Source organism: Salimicrobium album (genome assembly GCF_900107115.1).
GTDB classification, from domain to species: domain Bacteria; phylum Bacillota; class Bacilli; order Bacillales; family Halobacillaceae; genus Salimicrobium; species Salimicrobium album.
In genome coordinates this window covers 126,618-139,645 of the sequence record NZ_FNOS01000005.1, presented here as the reverse complement: position 1 = coordinate 139,645, position 13,028 = coordinate 126,618, and the positions used below count along the sequence as shown (strand labels likewise).

12 protein-coding genes are annotated in these 13,028 nt (G+C 47.8%); 3 read left to right on the top strand and 9 right to left on the bottom strand.

The genetic code is table 11. The features are described 5' to 3' along the window. Nucleotides 1–155 precede the first annotated feature (155 nt). Nucleotides 156–455 carry a rhodanese-like domain-containing protein gene (locus tag BLU03_RS10345; protein ID WP_093107638.1) on the bottom strand — a complete coding sequence of 100 codons (300 nt, stop codon included), beginning with the start codon at nt 453–455 and terminating at the stop codon, nt 156–158. An 80-nt stretch (nt 456–535) separates the two neighbouring features. Then, nucleotides 536–1,075: a 3-dehydroquinate synthase II gene (locus BLU03_RS10340; RefSeq protein ID WP_093107636.1), complete on the bottom strand. Its 540-nt coding sequence runs from the start codon at nt 1,073–1,075 to the stop codon at nt 536–538. An 80-nt stretch (nt 1,076–1,155) separates the two neighbouring features. Between BLU03_RS10340 and BLU03_RS10335 the strand changes: the two genes are divergently transcribed. Continuing rightward, entirely contained in the window at nt 1,156–1,830 is a 675-nt protein-coding gene (locus tag BLU03_RS10335; protein WP_093107634.1) for an HAD family hydrolase, read from the top strand. 152 nt (nt 1,831–1,982) lie between these two features. Here the strand turns inward: BLU03_RS10335 and BLU03_RS10330 are convergent, their stop codons facing one another. The 4 genes from BLU03_RS10330 to nagZ form a co-directional block, all read right to left on the bottom strand. Then, complete coding sequence (locus BLU03_RS10330; RefSeq protein ID WP_076571229.1) at nt 1,983–3,410, bottom strand: aldehyde dehydrogenase family protein; 1,428 nt, start codon at nt 3,408–3,410, stop codon at nt 1,983–1,985. Between the two features lie 110 nt (nt 3,411–3,520). After that, nucleotides 3,521–4,984: a UDP-N-acetylmuramoyl-L-alanyl-D-glutamate--2,6-diaminopimelate ligase gene (locus tag BLU03_RS10325; protein WP_093107632.1), complete on the bottom strand. Its 1,464-nt coding sequence runs from the start codon at nt 4,982–4,984 to the stop codon at nt 3,521–3,523. A 138-nt stretch (nt 4,985–5,122) separates the two neighbouring features. Next, a complete protein-coding gene (locus BLU03_RS10320) occupies nt 5,123–5,974 on the bottom strand; it encodes a DegV family protein (protein WP_076571225.1) in 852 nt (283 codons plus the stop codon). Nucleotides 5,975–6,096: 122 nt separating this feature from the next. Continuing rightward, nucleotides 6,097–7,746 carry a beta-N-acetylhexosaminidase gene (nagZ, locus tag BLU03_RS10315; protein WP_093107630.1) on the bottom strand — a complete coding sequence of 550 codons (1,650 nt, stop codon included), beginning with the start codon at nt 7,744–7,746 and terminating at the stop codon, nt 6,097–6,099. Nucleotides 7,747–7,976: 230 nt separating this feature from the next. Between nagZ and BLU03_RS10310 the strand changes: the two genes are divergently transcribed. Then, nucleotides 7,977–8,744 (top strand): SDR family NAD(P)-dependent oxidoreductase, encoded by a 768-nt coding sequence (locus BLU03_RS10310; RefSeq protein WP_093107628.1) that lies wholly within the window; start codon nt 7,977–7,979, stop codon nt 8,742–8,744. 112 nt (nt 8,745–8,856) lie between these two features. Here BLU03_RS10310 and BLU03_RS10305 read toward each other — a convergent pair whose 3' ends face one another. Further along, entirely contained in the window at nt 8,857–9,510 is a 654-nt protein-coding gene (locus BLU03_RS10305; RefSeq protein ID WP_093107626.1) for a peroxiredoxin-like family protein, read from the bottom strand. Between the two features lie 175 nt (nt 9,511–9,685). On the opposite strand from BLU03_RS10305, the gene BLU03_RS10300 reads away from it, so the two are divergent. Continuing rightward, nucleotides 9,686–10,540: an MBL fold metallo-hydrolase gene (locus BLU03_RS10300; protein WP_093107624.1), complete on the top strand. Its 855-nt coding sequence runs from the start codon at nt 9,686–9,688 to the stop codon at nt 10,538–10,540. A gap of 64 nt (nt 10,541–10,604) precedes the next feature. Here BLU03_RS10300 and BLU03_RS10295 read toward each other — a convergent pair whose 3' ends face one another. Together BLU03_RS10295 and BLU03_RS10290 are read right to left on the bottom strand one after the other, a co-directional pair. After that, on the bottom strand, nt 10,605–11,747 hold the full coding sequence (locus BLU03_RS10295; protein WP_093107622.1) for a CaiB/BaiF CoA transferase family protein: 1,143 nt from the start codon (nt 11,745–11,747) through the stop codon (nt 10,605–10,607). A 167-nt stretch (nt 11,748–11,914) separates the two neighbouring features. Next, entirely contained in the window at nt 11,915–12,964 is a 1,050-nt protein-coding gene (locus BLU03_RS10290; RefSeq protein ID WP_093107620.1) for an MFS transporter, read from the bottom strand. Nucleotides 12,965–13,028 lie beyond the last annotated feature (64 nt).

Sequence of the window (13,028 nt, the reverse complement as noted above, 5' to 3'; positions counted from 1 at the left end):
TTCGTTACTTAATTTAAGCAGAACGACTATACAATCCCCTCTCATTTACATGTTTAAACATATTTTCTAACAAAAGGGTTTTCAAGCAGGAGATCTCCTGGATAAAAAAGCCTCAGGAATCCACCTGAGGCTGAATCTATTAACCTGGAGAGCTTCTACTTACTGATACTGCCGCTCCAGTCGCGCATGCCACCTTTCAATACCTGGGCCTGTATCCCGTTTTCTGTAAGGATATCTGCAGCCTGGGTACTGCGGGGGCCTGCAGCACACACTGTTACGTACTCTTTGTTGTTATTCAGCTCACTCAGCCTGCTTTCCACCTCATCCAAAGGAAAGTGAATAGCTCCCGGAATCATCCCTTCTTTCACTTCCTCATCCGTACGGACATCAAGCACTTCCACATTTTTGTGGTTGTGTTTCTGTTTCAGTGCTTCTTCACCAATTTCTATAGCCATGCAGGAACCTCCTTTTGTGATTCAATCTTTGTTCCCTGTTTACCTCAGCAGTACGTCGAAAAAACATTATCCGAAACTTTTTATTTCTCAATTATCTCTTCGTCCACTTTTGTACCGAGGTGCCTGCCAGGCTCATCTGCAATAGCGAGAATTTCCTGCCCGGTTTTAAGTTCCAGTAAAGGGTATTCCCCTTTTTCTTTTTCACTGACGTATACACTGGCCGATTTCTGTAAAGTAGCCGAGATGAGCTTTTCCCCGTCCGTACATTCCACTCGTAAAAGCGGCCGTTTTTCTATTTTCACGCGGCCGAGAGCGATCATCCGCTCTTTTTCCCCATCCGTAACGCTGACCTCCTCGCCCGCCTGGCACTCATGGAGGTATTTCGTCTGTTCACCCTGGCGAACGTACTGATGCAGCGCTCCTGCATTGATCCGGAAGGGACGCGCGGGGTAACCTTCCGACTCTCTATTCTCTGCGAGAACTTTAATATATCCGTGCCCCGTATTGCCTACAAACACACCGTCAGAAGGCTTCAGTATATCCACGAAGTCCAGACATACCCTCATCCCTTCTCCGATTTCTTCGATTTTGGTGACTTTCATATATTTTTCATAATCCATACTGCATTCTCCTTTGGTTGATTTCCAACTTATCCTTCTTCTATAATATTAGTATTACTATAAACGAAAAGAGGATTCTGATGAGAGTAGCCATTTTCGATTTTGACCGTACTTTGTTTCCGGAAGAAACCTTCCCGCTCATGATGACCCATCTAAAGACACACCCGATGCATCATAGAAAATACAATACTTTCATGAGAAAGATAGCTCCTATGTATACTGCTTACAAACTGAAACTTTATCCCGAAAGAAAAATGAAGGAAGACTCCATGAGAAGTTATATCTCTTCTTTTAAGAAGACATCCCGTGAAGACGTGGACAAATTTTTCGCACAGCTGGCGAATCAGATGAAAAAAAGACTGAACCGGGAAGTACTCGACCGTCTGGAGTGGCACAAAAACCGGGGAGACTATACAGTACTTGTATCCGGTGCCTTTGAACCGATGCTTGAAACGATTACAGACGATCTGCCTTTTGATCTCGTGCTCGGCACAGAAGTTCCCTACAAAGAAGGTTACCTCGACCATAAAAAACGGATCCAGCACGTGAACGGGGACCGGAAAATGAAAAAAGTGATGGAACATCTCCGCTCGGCCGTCATCGACTGGGACGGCAGTTATGCGTACGGAGACAGTTTTTCCGACCTCGACGTTCTTGAGGCCGTAGGGAATCCGGTCGCGGTACAGCCGGAACCGAGACTAAAAAAAGTGGCCGATCAGCTGAACTGGGAGACTATACCCGTCGAACAGACATGATTATTTCCGGGGAAATATTGTGCAGGGGGTTCTTCCAGGTTTACCCCCCACTATACAAAAAAGAGTGATTTTCTTTAACGACACAAGAAAATCACTCTTTTTTTATCAGGTCCCTCCTGCCTTTTCGAGGCGAAGGGACCGTTTCCCGGATGTTACTTTTGAGGGTACCCGAGAATGGTTTTCACTTCCAGGTACTCTTCAATACCATGGTCGCCCCATTCTCTGCCGATTCCTGAGTGTTTATAGCCACCGAATGGTGCGGCAAAGTCCGCTTTCGTATCATTGACTTTAACACGGCCGGCGCGTATGCCTGCGGAAGCTTTTCTTAATTTCTCTTCGTCTTTTCCGTATACATAACCGGCAAGACCGTATTCCGTATCGTTGGCGATTTCGATAGCTTCATCAAGGGAGTCATACGTGAGAACACACATGACGGGTCCAAAGATTTCTTCACGTGCAATGACCATGTCATTGTCTACATCCGTGAAGACAGTCGGCTTCGCGTAGTATCCCTGCTCAAGACCTTCGGGTTTCCCCGGGCCGCCGACGAGAAGAGTGGCGCCCTCCTCTGTCCCTTTTTCCATATAGGACTGGACGGTGTCCCATTGCTTCTGAGATACGATCGGTCCCATATGATTTCCTTCATGCGGGTCTCCTACTTTAAATTCAGGCAGCACATCTTTGATCGCCTGCTCAAATTCGTCCTTCATCGAAGAAGGAATAAGGGTCCTTGTAGCTGCTGAACATACCTGACCGGTATTATTCGTGATGTGTGTAAGAGCCGTACGGGCGGCATCTTTCACATCTGCGTCATCAAGCACGATCAGTGGAGATTTCCCTCCAAGCTCAAGCGCTATATTCGTAATGTTTTCTGCCGCATTTTTCATAATCTTCTCACCCGTGGCTCCCGACCCGGTGAAGGAAACGAAGTCGATATCCTTATGAGAACTTATACCGTCCCCGATAACTTCCCCGGTACCATTCACCAGGTTGAACACACCTTTTGGAACGCCCACTTTATCGAATATTTCTGTAAGGATAAAAGCTGCAAAAGGCGTCTGTTCCGCCGGCTTCAATACAACGGGGCTGCCTGCAGCAAAAGCGCTGGCAATCTTCGTCGATGTCTGGTTTGTCGGGAAGTTCCAAGGAGTGATCAGGCCACTGACACCACTCGCTTCTTTCATCCTCGTATGTCCTTCATATTCTTCAATGAACGGAAAATCCTTCAGCGACTCCGCTGCCTGGGCAAAGTGGTTGTACCCCATCATGAAGTGGACTTTTTCCGAAACTTCAACAGGAGAACCGAGTTCTTCCGTAATCGTGTCTATAATGTCGTCTTTGCGGTTGTTATACTCCTCGGCAATATCCTCAAGCATTTTCACTCTTTCCTCTTTAGGCATTTGTGAAAAGTGAGGGAAAGCATCGCGTGCAGCCTGCACCGCTTTGTCCAGATCTTCTTTCGTTCCGAGACTTATCTCTCCGAATGCTTCTTCGGTAGCAGGGTTGATGACTTCTGTCGTTTCAGAACCGGTGGACTCCACCCATTCTCCGTTAATATAATGTTTAAGATATCGTTTCATAACGAAAGTCTCCTTTATTTTTCACTGAATGTATTGTCTTTATCTATACAAGAGAGTCTTTCCTATTTCTGCAAATGTTAAACATCAGGCACCCTTCGTACCGGAGAGAGCTACCTCCGGGTTATGCTTTTTTCCAGGTAAAAAACCGTCTCCGCATCAGTGGATGCAGGGTAATGATATTCCTGCTGATACGATTCCTCCCCCTTACCGGTAATTACCACCCAGTCTTTCTCTCCGCTCCTTATCAGAGCTTCTTCGATAGCCAGCGTACGATCGGGGATAACCTCCCCATTCTCCCGTCCATACCGGCGCTGAAGTTCATAAAGGGTCTGTTCCATCTCTTCTTTCGAAATCGAATTAAGGTCGTCGAGAGTCAGGATATACTGATCACTCATTCTGGCGGAAACTGTAATCATCTCTTCTCTTTTCTCCTCGTCTCTGTCCCCCCGGAAACCGAACAGATGGATAAATTTACCAGAGCACTGACTTCTGACTGTTTCCAGGGAATGATACAGGGCATCCGGGGTGTGGGCGTAATCGACCGCTACTGTACGATCTCCGGATAAATAGTGGACTGAAAACCTGCCCTCCACTCCTTTGAAGCCGGCAACCGCCCGAGCGACTGTCTCCTCCTCTATTCCCATCAGCTTCACGGTACTATACGCCATAGCTATGTTATACATGTTGTGGATACCGGCAACCGATGGTTCCAGAAAGATTCCCTTTCCGTTATGACGAAGGTGCAGTTCCCCTGCCTCGCCGTCATATTCACTGATGCTCACATCACTGTCTTCTCCGGCACCGACAGACACGATGGAAGTATTCTCTTTCCTCAGTTCACCGGCAAGCTTCTCTCCCCATTCATTCTGCGTGTTGATTACCCCTTTCCCATTCTTTTTCAGCATACGGAACAGCTTCTTTTTAGCAGCGAAGTAATTATCCATGGAACCGTGGTAATCGAGATGGTCGTGGGAAAGGTTGGTGAACAGGGCATAATCGAACACAAGACCTTCCACTCTGTGCTGCGTCAGAGCATGGGAAGACACTTCCACAATTACAACTTCATCATCACTTACCGCAAGGAGCCTGTTGATTTCCAGCAATGTAGGAGTTGTGTTCCCTGCCGGGTGCTTTTCTTTGTTGACGATATTACCCGTACTGCCGAAAAGGGCACAGGAAACCCCGCCTTCTTCAAACATACTTTTTAAAAGGTGCCCTGTCGTAGTCTTGCCGTTGGTGCCCGTTACTCCGATTACCGTCTTGTCTGCTGCCGGGAAGCCGTAATAATAATCGCTGATTATGCTTAATGCTCTCCGGCCATCAGCCACCTGAATATAAGGGACGGAAACTTCCACGTCCTCCTGTTCTCCTATAACGGCAACCGCACCTTTCCCGACTGCGTCCTGGATATATTCGTGGCCATCTCTCTGATATCCTTCGATTGCAAAGAAAAGGTACCCGGCCTTCACTTCCTGCGAGTTATAAGTTATTCCTTTAATCGTTACATTAGGCAATCCGTCCAGGAGCGCCACTGCTTCTTCTTTCAATATATGGTTTATCCGATCAAGTTTCATAGCTGGACTCCTTTTATAAATCGTTGAATGGGTTTCTGCTCTGCTGCCAAAATCCGATTTTGTTATGTACTGGACTATTACGTAAGTGAACAGAAAAAACACAAGCCCGGACGACTGCCCTGACTTGTATCCCTCCTTTTATTTCTCGAGGCCGGCCACCCCGAAACCACCAGGACCGGAGTGTGTGGAGATCATACCTCCTGCCTGAATCCATCTGATGTTTCGAAAACCGTAATCTTCAGCTGTCTCTTCCATCAATTGCTTAATTTCTTCGTCCAGACCGACAGAGTAAATGAAATACAGCTGATCAGAATCCAGGTTGTATTCACCGAAATAATCGTGGAGCAGTTTCTTTCCGGCTCCTCTCATTTTCCCCCGGTACTTCTTCGTTGAAATCAATTTTCCGTCTCTCAGATCTATCCGGGGTTTTATTTTCAACAGCGTTCCAATCAGTGACCCTGCATTGCTCACCCGGCCGCCTGCTTTCAGAAACTCAAGACTCCCCGGGATAAATGACAGTCTGGCTTTGGGTACCGTCTGTTCTATCCTTTCAATCAGCTGTTCTACTTCAATTTCCGGCTCCTTCTTCACTATTTCTGCAGCACAAAGTACGACTGCAGCAAGCCCTCCTGTTACATTCAAAGCGTCGATGAGGTGTATGTCCTCAAATTCTTCCGCGGCAATAACGGCGTTCTGAAAAGAGGAAGATGCCTTTGAGGTGTAACCGATATGAATAATCTCGCACCCCGGATGTGCCTTCCGGATTGCAGTGAAAAGCTCTTCATATTCATGTACGTTCGTAGCCGTAGTGGATGGAATTCTTTTCGTGCGTTCATAATAGCTGTAGATCTCCTCCACGGGGAGAGAACCGTCCGGATAATCCTTATCATCCATAATAATGTGCATAGGAACTGTGTAAAGATTGTATTTTACTCTTAAATCCTCTGGCAGGTCGGCACCGCTTTCGGTGGATAAGATGATTTCTTTCATGCTTTTTCCTCCCGGTTCGCAGTTGAAAAATCTCCTGCGGAATTATAGTGCTGTACGTCGGATTACGAGAACTCCCTGTCCTTCTTCCTTTTCCTCGCAGCAGAACTTTTTAATAGTGTTTGTCAGGACACCCGCTCAAGCACTTCCTCCACTTTCCGGTTAACAGGCTGAAAATCAGGAGAAGGCGTCTGTTCCCCGGTAATCTGATATTTCTCCTTCAAGTCTGCGATGCGTGCGACGCTCTCATTTATTCTTGCTTCCGACAGCTCCCCGTTCTCGACAGCTGTTTTCAGTTCGTTAAAAACAGTGGAAATCAGGTTGGAATCATGTGCCATAAGAAGCAGGTCCCCTCCGGCTTTCACCGTCTCCACGGCCGCATCTTCCACACTGTATTCATTCGTAATAGCCCCCATCGTTAAATCATCCGTAATGACTACACCTTCAAAACCGAGATCGTCTCTCAGAACGTCCGTAATCACCGCTTCAGACATCGAAGCCGGGTACTGTTCATCGAAGGCCGGAAGCAGAATGTGGGAGGTCATCGTGACGTCCGCTCCCGCTTTGATAGCCTGTTTGAACGGTACAAGCTCCATCTGTTTCAATTCTTCATAACTTTTCGTGACTTTCGGAAGGTTCAGATGGGAATCTACACTCGTGTCTCCGTGCCCCGGGAAGTGCTTGATGACAGGAATCACTTCCTGCTCTTCAATTCCTTTCATTACCTGAATACCCAGTTCGCTTACGGTCTCCGGATCGCTGCTGAAGGAGCGGTCTCCGATGACAGGGTTGTCCGGGTTACTGTTCACATCCAGAACGGGGGCGAAATCCAGATTAAAGCCGAGCTCATTCATCTGCGCCCCGAGAATCTCACCGGTTTTAAAAGCGAGATCAGGGTCGTCCAGTTCTCCTATCTCCCCGCCCGGCGGAAGTTTAGTGACTTCCGGAGGCATACGTGACACCCGTCCGCCCTCTTCGTCCACTCCGAGCAGAAGCGGGTAAGGATTGTTTTCATTAACCTGCTTCATCTCATTTAAAAAATCGACGGTCTGTGGGGCACTCGTAATGTTATTGCCGAACAGAATAAGACCGCCCACGTGATATTTTTCAATAACTTCCTGCGTTTCCTCATTCATTTCGGTACCGCTGACGCCGCCGAAGATCATTTGACCGATCTTTTCATCAAGACTCATGTTACTGATTTTCGCATCGTCCGCTCCTAGTGTCCCCGCACTCAGCGTCACGTAGTCCACTTCTGTGTCCTCCGCTTCATCGTCCGCCCGGAGAAAAACAAATTCCAGCACCCGTCCTTCGGAAAGCGTATAGACAAGTGTCCGATCCTCTTCGATTTCCTTCTCTTCCGTACGGTCGGGCTTTTTGTGCGAGTTAAGCTCGTCGATGCCGAAGGAAGTCTCTTCTTTCCTATCCGATTTAAGCATAGTCACCATATCCCCGCTAAGGCCGATTTCCACGTTGCGGGAAGAATAGTCCAGTACAGTCTCCCCTTTTTCCTCGGACGTCTCTTCCGGTTCCCCCCACTTCTCCCGCACTTCTTCACGATTCGTTTCGCCGACTGTGAACGGCACCCCGGGCACCTCTCCTTCTTCAGCCCGGGAAAAGATTTCCACCGGACGAACACCGGATTCCTCATTTTCGTTTTCGGAAGTATCTTTCTCTTCCTGCGTGCCGTTCTCACTTTCCGGGTTACCGAAAATCAGAAACGCACTAAAAGCAAGAATGATAATTCCAAAAATAATTCCCATCCTTTTCCGCATACTATTCCTCCGCTCTCCCCCGCTCCCATCTCGTTTTATGAAGCAGGACAATTACTGTGACTACATTATACATGAAATCGTGAAATATTCAGTATTACGGGTAGATTTTCCAGCGCTCCACCGTTGCAAACCGATCATTTGAATGTGCCAGGAAGATAACGTAGACTGTGCTCCATTCCTTGTGCAACACTTGGAATTACACCCTCATCACAAAAAGGAGTCCGATACTGATGGAACTTTTCAACAATACAGGAAAAACAGCAATCGTAACCGGTGGAGGCAGCGGAATCGGGAAAACTGTAGCAGAAGGTCTTTCCGAAAGCGGAGCCACCGTAGCTATCGTAGGCCGTACGCTCGAGAAGACAGAAGCAGCTGCCAGAGAGATTCATGACAAAACCGGTAATACCGTAAAGGGATATCAGGGAGACGTCACCGACTCCGGGGGCATCCAAAAGTTCCTCAGTAATATATACGACGATTTCGGTCAAATAGACATCCTCGTAAACAACGCAGGGACATTAGTTCCCGGGACTGTGGAAGACCTCGACGAACAGGGATGGGACCAGGTAATGGAAACGAACGCGAAATCCATATTCTTCACAACTCAAGCCGTCCTTCCCTACATGAAAGAACAAAACTATGGACGTATCATCAATACCGCTTCCGTAGCCGGAGAAGTGAGTTTATCTTTCAGTTCCGTTTACGGTACGAGTAAAGCGGCCGTCATTCACCAGACGAAACAGCTCTCTTTAGAGCTCGCTCCTTATAACATTACGGTGAACGCAGTGAGTCCATGGTTCTTCGAAACTGAATTCAACGAAAGTGACCTTGCGGACGAAGACTTCCGTAAGGCGGTGGAAAACCGCTCCCCTATGAAGAGGCTGGGTCAGCTCGAAGAACTGAAATCTCCTTACCTCTTCTTCGCATCAGCCGCTTCCGGTTATGTAAGTGCTCAGAATATATTTGTTGACGGCGGCATGACCGTTTACGGCTTGTAATACCCAGTCCGGGATAAATACTGAACAGCCCCCCCTGAAAACCGGAAAGTAGCATCCGGCCCTCAGAGGGGCTTTTATTCAATAATAATGACAAAAGAGGAAATGCCTCATTTTATTTTCGGAGGGCTTTCAACTCTTGCAGGACCTCTGATGGTTCAGCACGGTCTTTGTAGTCCGATTTTGTATATTCATAGGCGATTGTGCCGTCGGTATCAATGATATACGTAGCCGAAACCGGCAGTTTCCACCTGTCATCCCCGTTGTGCTCATCGACATTAAGCCCTTTCTCCTTGTAAACGTCCACTAAATAATCAGGCAGCTGATAAACCAGATTGAACTGACCGGCCACTTCGTTACCTTTGTCGCTCAGCACGACATATTCGAGATCGTGCTTTTCCTGTGTGGTAAGAGACTGATCCGGAGTTTCAGGACTGACAGCAATCAGCTCCGCACCCTCTTCATGAATCTCATTCACGATTTGCTGATAAGCTCTCAGTTCCATATTGCAGTACGGGCACCACGACCCGCGGTAAAATGTCACGATTACAGGGCCCTGTTTCAGCTTTTCATAAAGTCGTACGTTCGTCCCGTCAGCGGCGGGCAAAGTGAAATCAGGTGCTTTCGTTCCTTTGGATAAGCCGTTTCCTTCTTCGGAAGCTTCCAGCTCTTCAATTGCCTGCGCCATCTTATTCTGTACATCTTCGGAAGCCGAGGTTTTGAATTTCCCAAGATACTGTTCAAACTGTTGAGTCATTTCTGTTTTCATAAATGAATTGCCCCTTTTATAAGTATAGTACTTATTGTAAATGAAAATCCCATAATTCAAACTGTTCTGTTTTTGATGTTTTTAAGAAAAGGGGGACTCCCGCTCATGTTTCAGCAGAAAATGCAAAGGGTAAAATTTACACATGAAGATAACGAACGGCAAAGGAGGCAGAAACATGAAAGATGACATGCAATACGGAGAAGACTATAAAAATATCCCGGCAACTTCCAAAGAAAGCGGGAAATTCGAAAAGCTTGCGGATCACGTTTGGTATCATACTGTGCAAATTGTGAATTTATGCTACGTTGCAAATGAATCAAATAACGTCTGGGTACTGGTCGATGCCGGTATGCCGAATTCGTCCGGGGAAATTATCAGTAAAGCAGAGGAAACTTTCGGTAAAGATAATCCCCCTGAAGCTATCGTACTGACTCACGGACACTTTGATCACGTAGGTTCCATCGTGGAGCTTGTCGAGCATTGGAATGTTCCTGTATACGCTCACGAACGGGAGCTTCCTTTCCTGCGCGGAGAAAAAGCTTATATGAAGCCGGATCCATCCGTACAGGGAGGAGCTGTAGCTAAATTGTCCGGTCTTTTCCCCAAAGACCCTGTAAATCTCGGAGATATGGTCTATCCTCTTCCGGATGACGGCAGCGTGCCATTCCTAGAAGAGTGGAAGTGGATCCACACTCCCGGTCATACTCCCGGCCACGTTTCCCTGTGGAGAGAAAAAGATCAGACACTGATTGCCGGGGACGCGTTCACTACAGTGAAACAGGAGAACCTGATGGATGTAACCTTACAGAAGAAGGACATCAGCGGTCCTCCCCGTTATTTTACTCCTGACTGGAAAGCCTCCCATACCTCCGTCCGGAAGTTAAGGGACCTGAACCCTGTACGCGCTATTACGGGACACGGGCTCCCGATGGAAAATAACGAACTCAGTAAAAACCTCAGTTATTTGACCGATAACTTCGAAGAAATTGCCGTACCCGATTATGGCCGGCACGTGGAGAATGAGGAATAATCAACTCTTACGAAAACAACCCGCGACTTTAAAGTCACGGGTTGTTTTTCATGTCGAGCCAACTTCATTTCTTCATGCCGATCTTCTTAAGTATTTCATCCGTATGTTCCCCGAGTTTTGGTGCACGGGAGTGGATGATCCCAGGAGTGCCCGATAATTTTACAGGAATCCCTATTTGCCTTATAGAACCGAGCGTATCGTGCTCGAACGTCCGGATCATCTCTCTCGCAGTTATCTGTGGATCTTTTATCATTTCTTCAAAGGTAAGCAGCGGCGTGACGCAGGCTTCCACTTCACGGAAGACTTCCATCCATTCCGAAGAAGTTTTCGTCAATACGATACCGCTGATCTGCGACTTCATCTTCTCCTGTACTTCCGGAGGAGAATTGATGTGTGAAATCAAATCTTCACGGCCGATGGCTTCGCAGAAGTTTTTCCAGAACTTCGGTTCCAGCGCTCCCACCGAGAGCCATTTTCCGTCTTTCGCTTGATACACTTCATAACAGGCCAGCCCGCCGTTCAGCATCTGTTCTCCGCGCTTCGGTTCCTCTTCTTCCTTAAAAAAAGCAGGGAGCAGCAGCTGCATCCACGATACGACTCCGTCAAGCATGGAAATATCGACGAACTGCCCTGTTCCGGATTTTTCGCGCTCCAGCAGAGCAAGCAGAATACCGACAGCAGCGGGCAATGCCCCTCCGCCGATATCGGCAATCTGGGCCGAAGGGATAATCGGCTTCCCTTCTTTCTCTCCTGTCAGATTCAACAGCCCGGCATAGCTTATGTAATTCACATCATGGCCGGGCTGATTACGGTAAGGGCCGGTCTGCCCATACCCGGTGATTGCGCAATAGATCAGGCGGTCATTCACTTTCTTCAGCTGTTCATAGTCAAGACCGAGCCTCTCCATCACTCCCGGCCGGTAAGATTCTACAACAACGTCTGCCTGTTTCACCAGTTCCAGGAAATACCCTTTCCCTTCTTCCGTTTTCAAATCCAGGCAGATACTCTTCTTGTTCCGATTCAGTGAATGAAAAAAAGCGCTATCCTGATCAAGATTCGGCTCATACCCTCTGGCATAGTCCCCATTGTATGGATTTTCCACCTTGATTACTTCTGCTCCGAAGTCTGCAAGCATCAGCGTACAGTAAGGTCCGGGCAGTAAGCGCGTCAAATCCAGCACTCGCACCGATTCAAGCGGCAGCGACATCTCCATTTCCCCTTTCATCAGCCGGCGTCTGTTCCAGGTCGCGGCTGAGACTCATTATTACGAAGAAAAATCATCCCTGAAATCCTGTTCTTGCAAAGGAAGAACCAGCAGCTTCGACAGCGCCAGGACCCCCGTAACCAAAAAAATCAGTTTATAGGCGGCGAACGTTAACATCCAAAAGCGGCCGGACCCATGATAGCGCCTACATTCAATATTATCACACAAATGCTGAACCCCTGGGCAGGTATTTTCGGAAATACACGTGCACTCCAAATAGGCAGATAAGCGGCGTAAAGCATAAACGAAGCACCGAAGACGAAGGCGGAGGTCAGGACGACTGGCCATCCTTCAGAGAAATAAAGTACTGTAATGCTGAGGGAATAAAAGAAAATAGTAACTATGAAACTTTTCCTCATCCCGAGTCTGCTGACCATATCGCCTCCCCAGATACCGGCGATACCGCCCGCCCCCGCCCCAAGAAAAAGGATAGCGTTGGCATCCGGGACGGTAAAATTTTCGGTAACGAAATCTGCCGAGTACGTCCAGTACGTCGATTCGGTCACTCCGAACAAGAAAGAGGCCAGATAAAACGGGACAGAGGCTTTCGTGAATAAAGGGCGGAGATCCTCCATTTTAATAGCGGTCTTCCTCCCCTCCCTGCGTTGATAAGGGACGGATTTGTAAGCCCAGAGGAAAAGGAGATAACCGACCACTGCCGCTCCTCCCCATGTCCATCTCCACTCTCCGCTAAGAAGTATGTACAAAAGAGAAAGAAGCACCAGGCCTATCGCGGACCCGGTACTGATGAAGGAAAGCGTCCTCTTTTGTACGCTCTGCTTTACGTTCTCGCTCACACTTTCGGAAAAGGAAGTCCAGGTGAGCCCCGGGCTGAAGCCGGCTATCAGGCAGGCAACAGCGAAAACCGGCCAGCTATTCGTAAGTGCCGCTACTAAGAGACCGGTGGAGGCGGTCAATATACCACCGAGGATCATAAATCTCGCTCCTGATTTAGAAATGAAGATGATTACAGCAAGTGCTCCCACCAGAAAAGTTATAAAAGTCAAACTGGAAATTACACCAAGCGCGGAAGCAGACAGACCGAAAGACTCCCGGAAATCAGGGAGGAGAAGACCGTATCCATACCGGAACCCTCCGAAAATGATAGCTAAAGTCAAAAGCCCGATAATAGAAATGGGAGGGATTTTTGTCCGTTCCATCTTTGTCCTCCTCTCCTTGCGTTTGTAATGGAGTATGGTTTCCCTCGTCGTAAGAAAGGAAAAC